This is a genomic window from Flavobacterium frigidum (assembly GCF_048286735.1).
In the GTDB taxonomy this organism is placed as follows: Bacteria; Bacteroidota; Bacteroidia; order Flavobacteriales; family Flavobacteriaceae; genus Flavobacterium.
The window spans coordinates 56,268-73,471 of sequence record NZ_JBLVPU010000018.1 but is presented as its reverse complement, the minus strand read 5'-3'; the positions used below and the strand labels follow the sequence as shown (position 1 = coordinate 73,471).

Below are 17,204 nucleotides of genomic sequence, written 5' to 3'. Positions count from 1 at the left end.
TTAAGTTAAAAGGTTTAAAATTTAAAGTTGTAACTCACCGCAGGAACCACACCAAAAATGGAAGTCTTAACTGCTTCGTTACTGCCTGTATCATTGTTTTGTCTAAAACTGATAGAAGCAGCGTTTTTTCGATTGTACACATTGTAAATACTAAAAACCCATTCGCCTTTCCAATCTCTATTCTTGTTTTTTGTGGGTGTTAATGTCGCTGCTAGATCTAAGTGATGGTAGGTAGGAAGGCGATTTTCGTTTCGCAGTCCGTAACTAGGAACGCTCATTTCTAAGTATTCATATTTACCCACTGGATAGGTGACGGGTTGACCAGTTTGTAAAGCAAAATTTGCGCCAAATGACCACTTTTCATTTAGATTATACGAACTTGTAATGGCAACATTATGCAATTTATCATATACAGAATTGTACCATTGACCATTGTTAATTCCTAATTCTTGTGCCGTTCTTCCTGGAGTTTGTTGCTCAGATTTGGATAATGTATAGGAAATCCAACCATTCAATTTTCCTTCGTTTTTTCGGAGAAGTATTTCTAATCCGTAGGAACGCAATTGTCCGTTTAGAATGATTTGCTCAATGGCTTTGTTGGCTATTAAATTTGCACCATCAATATAATCCAATCGGTTCTGGACTTCTTTGTAGTACGTTTCTATTTCCAGGGAATACATATCGTCTTTAAAGTTTTTGAAATATCCCAAAGCCACCTGATCTGCAATTTGTGGTTTAATAAAACGGTCGCTTGGCGTCCAGACATCAAGCGGAGTAGGCGATGAGGTATTTGAAATCAGTTGTAAATACTGCACCATTCTGTTATAGCTCGCTTTTATAGATTGGTCATCGTTGATTTGGTAGGCAACGGATAGGCGAGGTTCTAGATAGTTGTAGCTTTTCATCACTTTGTTTCGTTCGTAAAACTTGGTGTCTATGGGAGTTGCTTTTTCGTAAATCTGTAAATCTGAATTGAAAAGTACTGGATTATCATTTTCATAAATATTTACCGTAGATTGACCTAGGCGGTAAAACATACTATATCGTAATCCGTAAGAAAGCGCTATTTTATTGGATATATCATGATCGGCATTGATGTAAAGTGCCGATTCAAAAGCATATTTTTTATCCAATTGATCAAAGTTGATACCGGAATTATCATCAGATGGCTTGATAGTACCTGGATTGAACTCATAGTAAATTCCGTTTACCCCATAATTTAGTTTGAATGTGTCTGATATATAATTTTTAAAATCGTACTTGATATTGTAATTTTTTATACCAGAATCCCATTTGAACCCTACAAAATCTAAATCTAAACCGTAATAATAATCACTGTAGATCAACGATAAATTCGAAAATAATTTTTCTGAAAACAAGTGGTTCCAGCGTAAATTCACAATAGCATTACCATATATATTAGTAAAGCTTTTGCTTAGGCTAAAAACGTCTCGGCCAAAATAACCGGATAAATACAAACTATTGTTAGGATTTAATTTGTAACTCAGCTTGGTGTTTAAATCATAAAAATATGCCGAATTGTCTTTTTGTTCCTCTGAAAGTTTTAGGAATAAATGTGCATACGAACTACGACCACCAATAAGGAACGATCCTTTATCTTTTACTAGCGGACCTTCGGCTAAAATTCTACTGGAAATTAATCCAATTCCACCATTGACATGAAATTCTTTACTATTACCGTCTTTTTGATAAATATCTAAAACTGAAGAGGCACGACCGCCGTAACGGGCTGGAATTCCGCCTTTGTACAATTTCAAATCTTTAATAGCATCAGGATTGAAAACGGAGAAAAAGCCAAAAACGTGTGAGGAATTAAAAATGGTTGCCTCGTCTAGTAATATTAAGTTCTGGTCTGCTCCACCGCCCCGTACATTAAATCCGGAAGCTCCCTCGCCAGCATTGGTAACTCCAGGAAGTAATAGAATTGATTTTAAAACATCGACTTCACCCAATACCACTGGCATTTTTTTTATGGTCGAAATAGAGAGTTTGTTGACACTCATTTCTGGTTTTCTGATATCGGTTTTGGTTTTATTATCTGTGATAACAACTTCTTTTAAGGCAGTTTCATTACTGAATAATTTAAAGTTGTTTTTTACATTTTGATCCAATGTTATGGATTCTTGTAAAGTTTGATACCCCAAATAACTGATTTGAACGGTGTACACGCCTTTTGGAAGCGTTATGGAATAAAACCCATATTCATTTGTGGTTACACCAGTTTTTAGTTCTGGTAGTACCACATTTACACCAATTAAGGTTTCGTTGCTATTGGCGTCAATGATAGTTCCACTGAGTGTGAATTTTTCTTGTGCAAAGAGTGTTATTGAACAAAAAAATAGGATTAAAAGAGGAATAACTTTTTTTGAATTCATGGATTACAGTTTATCAAAATAAAAAAGTACAAAGTACCTCAAATTGAATGGTTAATGACTTACAACAGATGTTAAGGTATTGCTAAGATAAAAAAAAGACAACGGATGAAGGTTGTCTTTTAGTATTCATTATGTTGCAGTTGATCTAAGCATTGATTTTCGCAAGGATTGCATTGAAAGTTTTACTTGGACGCATGGCGCTGCTTGTTAATTTTGGATCAGGTTGGTAATGACCATTGATATGCTGTGGTTTCCCTTGAGCAGCGATCAATTCAGTATTAATTATTGCTTCATTCGCTAATAATTCAGCTGCAATTGGAGTAAAAATGGTTTTCAAAGCTACTTCTTTATGCTGTGTTGCCAATGCTTCTGCCCAGTACATAGCCAAATAAAATTGGGAACCACGATTGTCTATTCCGCCTAGTTTACGTGCTGGTGATTTATCTGTTGCTAAGAATTTCTCGGTAGCTACATCAAGAGTTTCAGCCAAAACCATTGCTTTAGGATTTTTTAAGGTTTGTCCTAAATGCTCTAATGATGCTCCAAGAGCTAAGAATTCTCCAAGAGAATCCCAACGCAAGTAACCTTCTGCGATAAATTGCTCTACGTGTTTTGGAGCTGATCCGCCAGCACCCGTTTCAAACAAACCTCCACCATTCATTAACGGAACGATAGATAACATTTTTGCTGATGTTCCTACTTCAAGAATTGGAAACAAATCCGTAAGATAATCACGCAAAACATTACCTGTTACAGAAATGGTATCGAGTCCTTTTACTATTCTATCTAAAGTGAAGTTGGTCGCTTCAATAGGATTTAAAATTTGAATATTTAAACCAGTAGTGTCGTAATTTTTTAAATATGTAGTGACTTTCAAAATTAGTTCTCTATCGTGTGCTCTGTTGTTATCCAACCAGAAAATAGCAGGGGTATTAGATAAACGTGCTCTGTTTACTGCTAATTTTACCCAGTCTTGAATTGGCGCATCTTTTGCTTGACACATTCTAAAAATATCATTTGTCTCAACGTCTTGTTCCATCAAAACAGTTCCTTTAGCATCTACAACACGAACAAGTCCTTCAGCAGCTATTTGAAATGTCTTGTCATGCGAACCGTATTCTTCGGCTTTTTGAGCCATCAAACCAACGTTCGGAACACTTCCCATTGTAGTTGGGTCAAAAGCACCGTGTTTTTTACAAAAATCGATAGTTGCGGTGTACACACCGGCATAACATCTGTCTGGGATCATGGCTACAGTATCGTGTTGTTTCCCGTCTTTATCGTACATCTGTCCTGAGGTACGAATCATAGCTGGCATCGATGCATCTACAATAACATCCGAAGGAACATGAAGGTTTGTAATACCTTTTTCTGAATTGACCATAGCCAATGCTGGTCCGTTTGCAATGGCTTCATTTAATGCTGCTTCCACTTCAGTTTGCATAGGGTGTCCAGCAATTTTAGCATACACATCACCTAAACCATTTCTGGTGTCGATATTCAATTCATTGAATAAGACAGCATATTTTTCGAAAACGGTTGCAAAATATACTTCGACAATAGCTCCAAAAATAATTGGATCCGATACTTTCATCATCGTCGCTTTCAAGTGAACAGAAAGTAGGACATTTAATTTCTTAGCTTCTGCAATTGTTTTAGCTACAAACGTTTTTAAAGATTTTAAGTTCATGACAGAACTGTCAATGATCTCACCTTCTTTTAGAGGTGTACTTTCTTTTAAAACAGTAGTTGTTCCATCTTTTGCTATGAATTCGATTTTAACATCAGTAGGTTCAGTAACAGTAAGGGATATTTCACTTCCGTAAAAATCGCCACTTTCCATAGAAGCTACGTGAGTTTTTGAGTCTGCGCTCCAAGCTCCCATAGCATGCGGGTTTGCTTTAGCATAATTTTTAACCGCTTTAGGTGCTCTACGATCGGAGTTTCCTTCGCGTAGTACAGGATTAACAGCTGAACCTAAAATTTTAGAATATTTGGCTTGTATCGTTTTTTCCTCATCGTTTTGAGGTTCTTCTGGAAAGTTTGGTAAGTTGTAACCATGTGATTGCAACTCAGCGATGGCTGTTTTTAATTGGGGAACAGATGCCGAAACGTTTGGTAATTTTATAATATTAGCTTCTGGTGTTGTTGCTAATTGTCCCAGTTCAAGTAAAGAATCTCCAGTTTTTTGCTCTTCTGTCAAAAATTCTGGAAAATTGGATAAGATTCTTCCGGTTAAAGAAATGTCTCTAGTTTCAATTTCAATATCAGAAGTTCCCGTAAATGCTTGTACAATAGGTAAAAATGAATAGGTTGCTAATAAAGGTGCTTCATCAGTAAGCGTGTAAAAAATTTTTGATTTCTGTGTCATTTTTTTATTTTTATAATCGAATCGCGTTAAACGTAGCTTATTCAAGGCTTTTTTTCTTTAAATAAGGCGAGCAAATATATGAAAATCAGATGTAAAAGAAGATGGATTTAACAGTGAAACGTCCTTATTTTAAGATTCTGAGCATGCAATTCCTATATTAATAGTTTTATATGGTCAATATTATCAATTTAATAATTTCTAAGGAAAATTATAGACAAAAAAAAGTCCCAACATTGTTGGGACTTTTTTTATAAAAAGATAGTGAACTATCTTCTTTTATCTTTAATCTTAGCTTTTTTACCAGTAAGTTCTCTAAAGTAGAAAATTCTAGCTCTACGAACTGCACCTTTTTTGTTGATTTCAATTTTCTGTAAAGCTGGTAAGTTTACTGGAAAGATACGCTCTACTCCAATTGCACCAGACATTTTACGAATTGTAAAAGTTTCTGTGTTAGCAGAACCTCTTCTTTGGATTACAACACCTTTGAAAAACTGTGTTCTCGTTTTTTCACCCTCTCTAATTTCGTAGTAAACAGTGATTGTGTCTCCAGCTGCAAAAACTGGGAATTCTTTTCTTGTTACGAATTCGTCTTGAACGAATTTCATTAAATCTGCCATGATATTTTTTAATTATGGTTTGTATTAAATCAACATTCACGGATCTCGCCAGAGGTTAACTCAATGTGGGCGCAAAAGTATGTAATTATTTTGAATTATAAATTATAAATTATGAATTATTTGATGGCTTATAATGAGTCACTTATAATTTCAAAATGGTGCTTTTGTATTACATGTCATCTTGAGTGGAGTCGAAAGACAGCAAATCAGGACGTCTGTTTTTAGTATGTTCGAATGCCATATCCTCGCGCCATTTATCAATTTTGGCAAAATTTCCACTAGTTAAAACTTCAGGAACTTTCCATCCGTTATAATCTGCTGGACGGGTGTATATTGGACCCGATAATAATCCGTCTTGAAAACTGTCTGTTAACGCAGAAGTTTCATCACTCAAAACACCTGGAATCAATCGGATTAAAGCATCTGATAAAACCAATGCACCGAGTTCTCCACCACTTAAAACATAGTCTCCAATAGAGATTTCTTTGGTAATAAAATGATCACGTACCCGTTGATCTACTCCTTTATAATGTCCGCAAAGGATAATGATATTCTCATACATCGACATCGTATTTGCCATTTTCTGGTTCAAAGTTTCCCCGTCAGGCGACATGTAAATAATTTCATCATAGGATCTTTCACTTTTCAGATGGGTAATGCAAGCGTCAATAGGTTGTACGGTCATGACCATGCCAGCTCCGCCCCCATAAGGATAATCGTCTACACTTTTCTGTCTGTTGGTCGTATAATCACGCAGGTTATGAAAATGAACCTCCACCAATCCTTTGTCGATAGCACGTTTCATAATTGAAGCTTCAAAGGGGCTTCGCAATAATTCTGGGAGAACGGTAACAATATCGATGCGCATAATTTCTTTTATAAGTTTCAATCCCGAGGATTCGGGAGCAAAGGTACAAAGTTGATTCCGTTTTCAAATAAGTTAATCTTGGATAAAAACTTTTTTTGGATTTGTAGTGTCGAATTGTTTTTCAGAAGCATTACTAATTTTAGATACTTTTCAAACCACACTTTTTTCGACTACTTTTATCCCTCAAAAATAAATTACATTACTATGCAAATTTTTTCGAAAATAATCGTTGCTAGTTCGCTGTTTTTAGTAGCTGGTATGCAAACTCAAACAGGATATGCACAAAATAAATCGGTTAAGATGACAGATCCGCTTCTACAAAAAAGTACGCTGCAATATCAGGCGCCCAATTTCAACTTGATTAAAGACGAACATTTTAAGCCTGCTTTTGAATATGGTTTAAAAGTGCACGATCAAGAAATAGATAAGATTGCCAATAATCCTTCTAAGCCTACTTTCCAAAATACAGTTTTGGCATTAGAGACAAGCGGAGTAGATTTTAACAGAGCAGTAGGTATTTTTTACAATTTAACAGGATCGAATATCAATCCAACCTTGCAAGCTATTGATGAAGAGTATGCGCCTATTTTTTCAGGACACAATGATAAAATTTACTTGAATAGCAAACTTTACAATCGTTTTAAAGCAATTAATTTATCAACTTTGAAAGGAGAAGATAAGAAACTGACACAGTATTACTTACAGCAGTTTGAGTTGGCTGGAGCCAATTTATCAGCAACGGATAAAGTAAAAATGAAAAAAATAAATGAAGAGCTGGCAACTTTAAGTACGCTTTTTGGAAATAAACTTTTAATTGCTCGAAAAAATGGAGCTGTTTTTTTTGATAATGCAAATGATCTAGCAGGTTTAAATGCTGCCGAAGTTGCTGCAGCTAAAGCAAAAGCGACAGAGGCAGGTCAAGATGGAAAATATGTAATAGGATTACAAAACACCACGCAGCAACCCGTTTTGAAAAGTCTTACTAATAGAGCTAGTAGAGAAAAAATATTCAAAGCATCGTGGTATCGTGCAGAAAAAAATGATGATGGAGATACTCGAGACGTAATTGAGCGAATGGTAAAATTACGTTTGCAAAAAGCAAATTTGATGGGTAAAAAGAGTTTTGCTGAATGGAAGTTGCAAGATCAAATGGCACAATCACCAGCACCTGCAATAGATTTGTTGGCAAAAATTACTACACCAGCGGTTGCTAAAGCTAAAGTAGAAGCCAAAGAAATACAAGACCTTATTAATTCTCAAAACGGAGGCTTTAAACTAGAACCTTGGGATTGGGATTTTTATTCGGAGCAAGTTCGCAAAGCCAAGTATGATTTAGATGAGAGTCAAATAAAACCGTATTTCGAAATTTCCTCAGTATTGGAAAAAGGCGTATTTTTTGCTGCAAAGCAAATGTATGGACTAACATTTAAAGAGAGAAATGATTTACCGGTTTATCATCCTGATGTAAAAGCTTATGAGGTTTATGATACTGATGGAAAATCAATTGCGATTTATTATTTGGATTTTTATACGCGAGACAACAAAAATGGCGGCGCTTGGATGAGTAATTTTGTCAGTCAGTCGCACTACTTAAAACAAAAACCAGTGATCGTGAATGTGTATAATTTTGCAAAACCAACTTCGGGAAATCCGTCTTTGATCAGTTTTGATGATGTAACTACACTGTTTCATGAATTCGGGCATACGTTACATGGATTGTTTGCAAATCAGCAGTATGTAACGCTTTCTGGTACGGCTGTGCCTAGAGATTACGTTGAGTTTCCTTCGCAGATCAACGAGCACGCGGCTTTAGATCCTGCAGTATTAAAAAATTATGCGATACATTATCAAACCAAACAGGCCATTCCACAAGAATTGATAGATAAAATTAAAAAGGCAGATACCTTCAATAAAGGATATGTAGTAACAGAGCTTTTGGCTGCAGCAACACTTGATATGGCTTGGCATAGTGTTACTAAGGAATCTGATTTCAAACCTGTTTTAGAGTTTGAAAAAGAAGCACTTACTAAATACGGATTATTAGTAAATGAGGTTCCCACCAGATACCATACGCCTTATTTTGCTCACATTTGGGGCGGAGGATATTCTGCGAGATATTATGCATATACTTGGTCTAAAACTTTAGATTATAACGCGTTTGACTGGATGCAAGCTAATGGTGGTATGACAAGAGCCAATTGTGAACGTTTTAAAAAATACATTTTATCAGTGGGTAACAGTGTGGATTTGAACAAAGCTTTCAAAGATTTCATTGGGCATGAGATGCAAATTGAACCGTACTTGAGAAACGCTGGCTTGCTAGAAAAATAATAAAGTTTGATTCTATTTTAAAAAAAATGACATTCGAAAGAATGTCATTTTTTTTTAGAACTGATTTTATACTAGATTTTTAAAAACACTTGTCCATTCGAGCGCAGTTGAGGATCATTACTTACCCTGGGCCTTAACCTGTTCGAGAGAAATCAGCACTTTTTACATCAATTTACCGAAGAAAATAGCATTCCACAATAGCTTTTCAGTTCCCAACCAAAATGCTCTAAAATTGGTGTTGTCTGTAAATACAATAATGTTGCCATCTCCTTTTTTAATGGATTGAAAAGGTACTGTTTCTTTTAAAAGTGCAAGTTTTTCTTTAGAAATATAACCACTAATCAGTGGTGTTTTTGTATATTGAATTGGGTTGTTGTAACTATTTTTGTTGGGTTCAATCATGATTGAAGTATTTCTAAAAATAGGCAACGTATTGCGAGGCATTCCAAAATTGATAGGATGCGATAAGTCTAGTTTAGTTTCAAATATGGCTCCTGCAATTTCTTGCGCTCCTTTATAGTCATCTGTTTGCTCGAATGTAATTTCCTTAGCTTCCAGCTTAGAATCTTTAAGAGTCAATGCGGTTAACTCATTTTTATTCAACCATTTAATTGCATCTTGATACGCAATTAAAGTCCCTCCGTTTTGCACCCATTGTCCGATTTTAGTTGCTGTTTTGTCTGAAATTTTAGAATAAGAACCATTTACTAAAATTAAAGTAGTGTACTTACTTAAGGTAACACCCTCAAGTTGCTCCATATCAATTTTAGTCAATGGCATCGCGGCTTTTTGGTCAAACATGTGCCATATTTCTCCTGCATCAGCGGGATCGACACCTTGTCCTACAATCATGGCGACTTTGGGTGGTGTCAATGTCACGAAATTTGGATTACCTAAATTTACACCATCGGTAAAACCAGTCTCCACGGCTGTAATTTCGATAGCAAAATCAGGAATAATTTGATTCAAATAGTTAAAAATTTCTTGACTACTTAATTCTTGATTTTGGACAGGAATAAATAAAGAACCATAAGAAAATGTTTTTCCAATGTGTGTAAATGGTTTTTTAGTAGTTCTTACACGCAAGCCCTTAGCAAGTAATTGGTTTAATAATTTTGGAGCTTTATGATCTGTCCACTCCATCAAATAGCCGATGTCACTTTTCTTAGAAACAAAACCTTTTTTCAGATTTGGTTCGTAATCATTACCCGCATTGTCTAGTGTATTTACGCTTTCAAAGTTGAGATTAAAAGCCAAATCAAAGCTCCACGCTGAAATGTCATAAAATAAACTGTCTTTAAATTGTAATTGACGGTCAAAAATCGCATTTATCAATTTGGTGTTTTGTTGTGCAACGGGAATAAAATAACTTAAACTTTTAGAAAATTTCTTTTTGTTTATGATAACATCCTCTTTTAATTCTTGCATTTTTATTTTGTGCTGACTTAGAATCTTGGCTAATTCATGTACTCTTGAAGCATCCTTTTCATCACCAAAAACATAGCCTTTCACTTTGCTTTTACTACTTTCTATTTTAGCATTTTTGTAAAAATCTCTTTGGTAGGCCAGCAGCTCTTCACGCATTTCAGTTGTTGCTTGCAAGGTTGATAAACTGGTTGTAAATTGATTTCGGATCGTAAATGGAAACGTCAAAATACCATTAGCACTTTCCTGCGCATGTCCTCTAGAACTGGCTTGTTCAAATAATATTCCTATGGTACCATTGATGTCAGGGTAGGAGGATCCTTTGCCAAAATAAAAATCGTCATAGTTTTCTTCAACAAAATAGGAACTGCCTATTTTATCTAGTGCTTTGGCGTGGTATCCTGCAATTTTTCGAGTTAGTACTTGATTTAGTTCTGGAGTAAGCGGATTCGTTCGAGTGGGTTCACCTGGTTGGAAAAAGTAGGTAGAATTTGTTCCCATTTCATGAAAGTCACACAGGACATTTGGCATCCACTTTCTAAAGGTTTTTATTCGTGCCTGACTTTCAGGGAGCTGTACTGGCAACCAATCTCTATTCATATCAAACCAGTAGTGGTTAAAACGACCTCTTGGCCAAGCTTCATTGAACTCGCGATCGTTAGGATCGGTGACTAAGTTGGCACTTTTATTACTATTCACCCAAGTCGAAAAACGATGCAAACCATCTGGATTAAAGGATGGGTCCAATAATATGATGGTTTTGTCTAAGGTTTTCATTAATTCTGGACTGTCATTTGCAGCAAGATAATAGGTTAAGGCGATTGCTGCACCTGTACCGCTAGACTCATTTCCGTGAATGGAATATCCTAAATAAACTACTATTGGTAGGTCTGATAAATCACTATTATTAGCATCAGCATCAGTAATGGCAGCATGTCTTTTAAGAATTTCGTCAAGGTTAGCCAAGTTTTTTGGACTAGAAATGGTCAATAATTGTAACGGTCGATTTTCAAACGTATACCCTGTAGTTTCAATTTTAGTCCTGTCCGATGCTTTTGCAACTTCCCTCATATAATTGGCCACTTGAGTATGATCGGTATGCATTTCACCCAATTCAAAATTAAGAATACTCTTTGGCGTGGGGATTTTTGTATTGTAACTACCGTTTTGTGGTAAATAATAATCTAGTGACGTTTTTTGTCCAATACTCAAAAAAGGAATACATAGCAAAAGGGAATACATCAATTTCATGTGGTTTGGTGTTAGTTTGAGCTGTAAATATAAAAAGTATTGTATTGCCATTTTAGTATTTTGCTGTTAAAAATTAGATGCTATTTCATTAAATTGTTCTTTATTTTGATCTTTCTGTTGCTATAAATGAAATTTTGATCCTTGTTTGCCATACTACAAACTGTAAACTAATTTAACTTCTCATTTGCAAATCAAAAGTTTGATGCAATAGGTTGAAATAAATTTAATTTGTAAATTTGCAATTCAATAAAAATTAAAAAACATGGAAAACGGAATATATGCTAAATTTAACACCGCAAAAGGTGCTATTTTAGTAAAACTTACACACGATTTGACGCCGGGAACGGTTGGGAATTTTGTAGGATTAGCAGAAGGAAATTTAGAGAATAAAGTAAAGCCTCAAGGTGCAAAATTTTATAACGGACTAAAATTTCACAGAGTAATTCCTGATTTTATGATTCAAGGTGGTTGTCCACAAGGAACAGGAACAGGCGATCCTGGATATAAATTTGATGATGAATTTCACCCAAGTTTAAAACACAACCGTCCTGGAGTTTTGGCAATGGCCAATTCAGGACCTGGAACAAATGGCTCGCAATTTTACATCACACATATTCCAACGGATTGGTTGGATAATAAGCATACTGTTTTTGGTCACGTAGTAGAAGGACAAGATATTGTTGATTCAGTAGAGCAAGGAGATGTTTTAGAATCTATTGAAATTATCAGAGAAGGAGAAGAAGCTGCAAATTGGAATGCAATTGAGGCTTTTATCACTTTCAAAGGAGCGAGAAACAAACGTGATATTGCTCTAAAAGCAGAGGCCGAAGCAGCAATGGAAAAGTTAGCTGCTGGTTTTGAAAAAACAGAAAGTGGTTTGCGTTACCAATTCATTCAAAGAGGTGAAGGTAAAAAGGCAGAAAGCGGAAAAACAGTGGCTGTACACTATGAAGGTTCATTAGAAAATGGTAAAGTTTTTGACTCTTCGTACCCAAGAAAAAAACCAATCGAATTTAGATTAGGTCAAGGTCAAGTTATTGAAGGTTGGGATGAAGGAATTGCGTTGCTACAAGTTGGTGATAAAGCGCGTTTTGTTATTCCTTCTCATTTAGGATATGGATCTCGTGGAGCTGGAGGAGCAATACCACCAAATGCTACTTTGATTTTTGACGTAGAATTGATGGAGGTTAAATAGTCTAGAACTAGTTATAGAACCAATAAAATTATAAAAACTCAAAACGAAAGTTTTGGGTTTTTTTGTGCTAAATAAATTGAGATTTATGAAGGCTGTTATATTCTAATTTATGAATTTAAAAATTCAATCAAATCTTTGTTTAATTTATCTTTTTCAATGTAAAATAAACCGTGAGGAGCTCCTTCATAAACAATAAATTTATTGTCTGGTATTAATTTAGCTGCTATCTCAGCAGTGATTTCAATAGGAACTGTTTTATCTTCGTCTCCATGAATAATTAATGTAGGAACATTTACAGAAGCCATTTCACTTCGAAAATCGGTTGCCGAAAATGATTTGGCACATTCTAAAGAAGCACGTGGGGATGCAAAAGAGCAAAGCATTCTGTAATAGTCTAATAAAGGAGTACTGATAGGTTTGCTGATAAAGCTCACACCGAAAAATGTTTTGCCAAAATTATCCAGAAAACTGATTCGGTCTTGTTTGATTAGCGTTGCCATGCCATCATACTTTTCTTGAGGAACACCTTTTGGATTAGAGTCTGTCTGCAGTTGAAATGGGGTAACTGAAGCGATAAGAACCGCTTTATAAACTCCTTTGCCGCCATGACGACTGAAATAGCGAACCACTTCCCCGCCACCCATTGAAAATCCAACAAGTGTTGCTTCCTTTAAATCCAAGTTTTCAATAATAGCTTTTAAATCATCTGCTAGAGTGTCATAATCATAGCCATCCCAAGGTTGTGATGATTTACCAAAACCACGACGATCATACGCAATGACTCTAAAATTATTTTGAACTAAAGTATCAATTTGATACTCCCACATTTCATTAGATAGTGGCCATCCATGAATAAGAATTACAGGTTTTCCTTCGCCATAATCTTTAACATATAATTTGACATTTGGTGCTGTTTCAATGTACATATCTAATCCAGTATTATTTCCCTTTCTCGAGTCGTTGCTGTTTATCTGATTCATTTCCATAATAGTACTATTTTAAAGATGAATTTAATATTCCTCTTTTGTAAAATTAACTGCATAAACTAAAAATAGTATTATAGAATTAGTTCAAATATTTGTATAATTTAGAGGTCTGTCATTCAATATTTTATTTAACTAAAATAATTATGGAAAACCTAACCTGGACTGAATTTGAAAAAGTAGAAATGCGCGTAGGAACGATACTTGAAGTTAATGATTTTCCGGAAGCAAGGAAACCAGCCTATCAATTGACAATTGATTTTGGGGTTACAATTGGTATTCTAAAAACATCTGCGCAAATAACAAAACGGTATCAAAAAGAAGATTTACGCCTTAGGCAAATTGTAGCGGTTGTCAATTTTCCAAAAAAACAAATCGGTAAATTTATGAGCGAATGCCTAGTCCTTGGCGCAGTAGGAGCAGAAGGGGATGTCATTTTATTGGCGCCGGATTTTAAAATCGAAAACGGATTACGAATTGGATAAATTAGGGCACTAAAGAACTTTCTTTTTTTACTTCTAACGTTTCATATTTATTGTGAATTGCTAAAATGATAACGCCAAATAAAACAGCAGTTACAATAAGGATTGTATTCATTAATCCTTCGGTTCCAAAAGAAAGTTTAATCAATATTGTAGAAATTATAAATCCGGAGTTGCGAATTACTCTGTTGAATTTATCCGATAGAAAGAAGGAAAATAAAAGCAAAAGTACTTCTATCAATATTAAAATCGTAAAAAACTGTTCGAAGAAAATTTTATTTATATCCTTAATGTTGTCTACTATTTCTTTTAATGAAAAGAAACTTTCGTAAATCCAGTGACCCAAACTGTATATCGATAATACCAGAAATATTGGGATGAGTATAATGGCAAAAATATTTTTAAGATTGATGAATTTAGTAACTTCGATGTGTTTTTGAATTTTAGCTTGATTGATTTCATTTTGTCTGTTGAGCTTATAAAATAAAAAAATCAGGAAAAATAAAATGACCGTAGCCAAAATGTCAAGTGTGAAATTTACATTGGTTTTAACATCAAACCAATTGGAATTAATTTCTAATTTTGTTAGGTCTTTGAAAATTCTCCTAATAATTATCAGCGTGATGATTTCATATTGTTTTCCAATGTATATGGTGGTTGATTTTGGTAAATAATACACTAGAAGATACACTTCATAAATCAAAATAAAGGAAAAAGGAGTGTAAATGGCAGATATTGGGTCGTTCAATAATTTAGAGTAATCATTGATTAGAATTATTTTGAGGTCAACTAATGTAATGATCAGTAAATGCAATATGAAACTTATTATAGCTAACGATATAAAGAATATTTCAGTTTTCTTTTTTGTTTTTTCAGATAAAAGTTTGTCGTAAACAATGTCTGTTAATGATTTAGTTTCTGTCATATTTTTGATATTAAATCTAAAAATAATGAAAAAAGCCTAAAACTCATTTGAATCTTAGGCTTTTAACTTTCGTTTAAGTCGATTGTTGTACGACTTTAAATATCGTCAAATTCTATATCAGTAAATGTTGAGGTTTGTGGGATCTCATCATCTTCAAATTTTTCAGTTGCATATTCTTTTTTGAAATCTTTTTGGTGACGCTCTGAAATTACTTCTTCTCCTTTGTGATTCAATACATAAGAGGTCATTTCACCTAAAATCTCTGCAAAAGCTACAAAATCCTCTTTGTATAAATAGATTTTATGTTTTTTAAAATGGAAAGAGCCATCTTCTTCTGTGAATTTTTTACTTTCTGTAATGGTAATATAGTAATCATCTGCCTTGGTTGCTCTTACATCAAAGAAATAGGTTCTTCTTCCAGCTCTTAAAACTTTCGAAAAAATCTCTTCTTTTTCTAACATGTCATGTTCTCTCATAATCCTTTCATTCAATTTATGGTTGTTAACTAGTACTCAAAAATCTATAAAAAATATCTATTTTCCAACATTTAAAGCATTTCTTTTTCTGAAAGTTGTTTTAAGTATAAAGCAGCATAGTAGCCCTCTTCATTTATCAATTGATTATGAGAACCTTGTTGTATAATTTGACCATTTTCTATGACAATAATTCGATCAGCATTTTTAGCAGACGAGACACGATGACTTACAATTATAGTAGTTTTGTCTTTACAAATTTCAAATAAGTTATTCAAAATCGTTTCTTCGGTTTCAGTATCTACTGCTGATAAACAATCGTCAAAAAGTAAAATAGGAGGGTTTTTGATGATGGCTCTTGCTATAGAAACGCGTTGTTTCTGACCTCCAGAAAGTGTGATTCCTCTTTCTCCTAAAATCGTTTCATACTGTTTGTTGAAGCCCATAATATTATCATGAACAACGGCACTTTTCGCGGCTGCTTCCACTTCTTGACTGGTTGCATTTTCCTTACCAAACATGATATTATTTTTTATACTATCCGAAAACAAGAAGGCATCTTGTGGCACTATTCCAATGCTATTTCGTAAATCAAAAAGATTGACCGAGCTTATTTCGTTCCCGTCAATGGTGATTTTTCCTTCGGTTACATCATACATTCTCGATATCAAAGATAAAATCGTTGATTTTCCGGAACCTGTTTTTCCTAAAATGGCTAGAGTCTCTCCTTTTTTTACGGTAAACGAAATGTTTTGTAAGGCAGTAATATTAGTGTCTTCATAGGTATACCTAACATTTTCGAAAGAAATAGAGCCTTCAATGACTGATTTGTTTTGGTTTTGATTTTTTATCTCCGGTTCAATTTTAAGGAATTCATTGAGTCTTTTTTGAGAAGCTTCGGCCTCCTGAACCATAGACGAAACCCAACCTAAAGTGGCAACAGGCCACGTGAGCATATTAACGTACAAAATAAATTCAGCAATTGTTCCAATGCTTTTTATAGAGCCGTTGATGTACATTAAACCACCAAAATAAATTACCACTAAGTTGCTAATCCCTATCAAGGCAAGCATTAAAGGCCCAAATAAAGATTGTATTTTAGCTAGATTTAAGCTTTTACTTTTGCTTTCATTGGCCAAAGTAACCATGTTGTTTTGATGTTGATTTTCTAGTGAATAGGCTTTTATTACTCGAATTCCAGAAAATATCTCTTGTGAAAAACTAGATACTTTAGATAAATATTGCTGAAAAATAGTACTCCGTACATTGATTTCTGTGCTTAATTTAAAAATGGCATAAGATAAAATAGGAAGCGGTAGCAGCGTATACAAAGTCAATATTGGCGAGACATTATACATATATACGATTACGATTGCAAATCGAATGACAGTATTTATGGTATACATTACCGCAGGACCTACATACATTCTTACTTTTGAAACGTCTTCGCTAATACGGTTCATCAAATCACCGGTGCGATTTTGTTTGTAGAAATTTTGAGATAAATTTTCATATTGACGAAATACTTCGTTTTTTAAATCAAATTCAATATGGCGTGACATTACAATTAAAGTTTGTCGCATCAAAAAAGTTAGAAACCCAGCAATTATTGTGGTGGCAATAACCAACAAGATATTTGATAGTAATTCTTCGTGAATAACAGCTTTGGATACTGTTTTGTCTTTGGCGAAAGCCTCAATAACTTTGAACGATTTGCTGATCAACTTTGGCGTGAAAAGCATAAAGATTTGAGCGATAATTGTAAAAATAATTCCTAATAGAAAACTGTATTTATATTTGACGAAATATTTATTTAAATAACGTAATTCTTTCATTTTGTTAGAGATATGCTGTGTTGAACTATTTTTATTTTAAGATAAATCTTTA

General features: G+C 34.4%; 12 protein-coding genes. 3 read left to right on the top strand and 9 right to left on the bottom strand.

The features are described from left to right. Positions 1–14 precede the first annotated feature (14 nt). From ACNQGO_RS11555 to trmD, 4 genes are all read right to left on the bottom strand, one after another. On the bottom strand, positions 15–2,396 hold the full coding sequence (locus ACNQGO_RS11555) for a TonB-dependent receptor (RefSeq protein ID WP_417985320.1): 2,382 nt from the start codon (positions 2,394–2,396) through the stop codon (positions 15–17). 145 nt (positions 2,397–2,541) lie between these two features. Further along, positions 2,542–4,767, bottom strand: a complete 2,226-nt coding sequence (locus tag ACNQGO_RS11550) for an NADP-dependent isocitrate dehydrogenase (protein WP_417985319.1) — start codon at positions 4,765–4,767, stop codon at positions 2,542–2,544. A 266-nt stretch (positions 4,768–5,033) separates the two neighbouring features. After that, entirely contained in the window at positions 5,034–5,384 is a 351-nt protein-coding gene (gene rplS / locus ACNQGO_RS11545) for a 50S ribosomal protein L19 (protein WP_073354306.1), read from the bottom strand. A gap of 169 nt (positions 5,385–5,553) precedes the next feature. Further along, positions 5,554–6,252, bottom strand: coding sequence for a tRNA (guanosine(37)-N1)-methyltransferase TrmD (gene trmD / locus ACNQGO_RS11540; RefSeq protein WP_417985338.1), 699 nt, complete (start codon positions 6,250–6,252; stop codon positions 5,554–5,556). 258 nt (positions 6,253–6,510) lie between these two features. Here trmD and ACNQGO_RS11535 point away from each other — a divergent pair, with 258 nt between their 5' ends. Continuing rightward, entirely contained in the window at positions 6,511–8,583 is a 2,073-nt protein-coding gene (locus tag ACNQGO_RS11535; RefSeq protein WP_417985337.1) for a M3 family metallopeptidase, read from the top strand. 162 nt (positions 8,584–8,745) lie between these two features. On the opposite strand, the gene ACNQGO_RS11530 is transcribed toward ACNQGO_RS11535, so the two are convergent. Beyond that, entirely contained in the window at positions 8,746–11,310 is a 2,565-nt protein-coding gene (locus tag ACNQGO_RS11530) for a M14 metallopeptidase family protein (protein WP_417985318.1), read from the bottom strand. Between the two features lie 211 nt (positions 11,311–11,521). On the opposite strand from ACNQGO_RS11530, the gene ACNQGO_RS11525 reads away from it, so the two are divergent. Continuing rightward, positions 11,522–12,454 carry a peptidylprolyl isomerase gene (locus tag ACNQGO_RS11525; RefSeq protein WP_417947660.1) on the top strand — a complete coding sequence of 311 codons (933 nt, stop codon included), beginning with the start codon at positions 11,522–11,524 and terminating at the stop codon, positions 12,452–12,454. A 107-nt stretch (positions 12,455–12,561) separates the two neighbouring features. Here ACNQGO_RS11525 and ACNQGO_RS11520 read toward each other — a convergent pair whose 3' ends face one another. Next, on the bottom strand, positions 12,562–13,440 hold the full coding sequence (locus ACNQGO_RS11520) for an alpha/beta fold hydrolase (protein ID WP_417985317.1): 879 nt from the start codon (positions 13,438–13,440) through the stop codon (positions 12,562–12,564). Positions 13,441–13,583: 143 nt separating this feature from the next. On the opposite strand from ACNQGO_RS11520, the gene ACNQGO_RS11515 reads away from it, so the two are divergent. Next, on the top strand, positions 13,584–13,922 hold the full coding sequence (locus ACNQGO_RS11515) for a tRNA-binding protein (protein ID WP_417970734.1): 339 nt from the start codon (positions 13,584–13,586) through the stop codon (positions 13,920–13,922). 1 nt (position 13,923) lies between these two features. Here ACNQGO_RS11515 and ACNQGO_RS11510 read toward each other — a convergent pair whose 3' ends face one another. The 3 genes from ACNQGO_RS11510 to ACNQGO_RS11500 all read right to left on the bottom strand — a co-directional run bounded on the left by ACNQGO_RS11510 (position 13,924) and on the right by ACNQGO_RS11500 (position 17,152). Next, positions 13,924–14,844 carry a hypothetical protein gene (locus ACNQGO_RS11510; RefSeq protein ID WP_417985316.1) on the bottom strand — a complete coding sequence of 307 codons (921 nt, stop codon included), beginning with the start codon at positions 14,842–14,844 and terminating at the stop codon, positions 13,924–13,926. A 95-nt stretch (positions 14,845–14,939) separates the two neighbouring features. After that, positions 14,940–15,320, bottom strand: coding sequence for a PUR family DNA/RNA-binding protein (locus ACNQGO_RS11505; protein ID WP_417944366.1), 381 nt, complete (start codon positions 15,318–15,320; stop codon positions 14,940–14,942). 71 nt (positions 15,321–15,391) lie between these two features. Continuing rightward, complete coding sequence (locus ACNQGO_RS11500) at positions 15,392–17,152, bottom strand: ABC transporter ATP-binding protein (protein WP_417985315.1); 1,761 nt, start codon at positions 17,150–17,152, stop codon at positions 15,392–15,394. Positions 17,153–17,204 lie beyond the last annotated feature (52 nt).

What these genes read in the sequence shown, in the direction of transcription:
- ACNQGO_RS11555 (WP_417985320.1), bottom strand. Translation starts at nt 2,396, where the DNA reads ATGAATTCAAAAAAAGTTATTCCTCTTTTAATCCTATTTTTTTGTTCA.
- ACNQGO_RS11550 (WP_417985319.1), bottom strand. Translation starts at nt 4,767, where the DNA reads ATGACACAGAAATCAAAAATTTTTTACACGCTTACTGATGAAGCACCT.
- rplS (WP_073354306.1), bottom strand. Translation starts at nt 5,384, where the DNA reads ATGGCAGATTTAATGAAATTCGTTCAAGACGAATTCGTAACAAGAAAA.
- trmD (WP_417985338.1), bottom strand. Translation starts at nt 6,252, where the DNA reads ATGCGCATCGATATTGTTACCGTTCTCCCAGAATTATTGCGAAGCCCC.
- ACNQGO_RS11535 (WP_417985337.1), top strand. Translation starts at nt 6,511, where the DNA reads ATGCAAACTCAAACAGGATATGCACAAAATAAATCGGTTAAGATGACA.
- ACNQGO_RS11530 (WP_417985318.1), bottom strand. Translation starts at nt 11,310, where the DNA reads ATGGCAATACAATACTTTTTATATTTACAGCTCAAACTAACACCAAAC.
- ACNQGO_RS11525 (WP_417947660.1), top strand. Translation starts at nt 11,522, where the DNA reads ATGGAAAACGGAATATATGCTAAATTTAACACCGCAAAAGGTGCTATT.
- ACNQGO_RS11520 (WP_417985317.1), bottom strand. Translation starts at nt 13,440, where the DNA reads ATGGAAATGAATCAGATAAACAGCAACGACTCGAGAAAGGGAAATAAT.
- ACNQGO_RS11515 (WP_417970734.1), top strand. Translation starts at nt 13,584, where the DNA reads ATGGAAAACCTAACCTGGACTGAATTTGAAAAAGTAGAAATGCGCGTA.
- ACNQGO_RS11510 (WP_417985316.1), bottom strand. Translation starts at nt 14,844, where the DNA reads ATGACAGAAACTAAATCATTAACAGACATTGTTTACGACAAACTTTTA.
- ACNQGO_RS11505 (WP_417944366.1), bottom strand. Translation starts at nt 15,320, where the DNA reads ATGAGAGAACATGACATGTTAGAAAAAGAAGAGATTTTTTCGAAAGTT.
- ACNQGO_RS11500 (WP_417985315.1), bottom strand. Translation starts at nt 17,152, where the DNA reads ATGAAAGAATTACGTTATTTAAATAAATATTTCGTCAAATATAAATAC.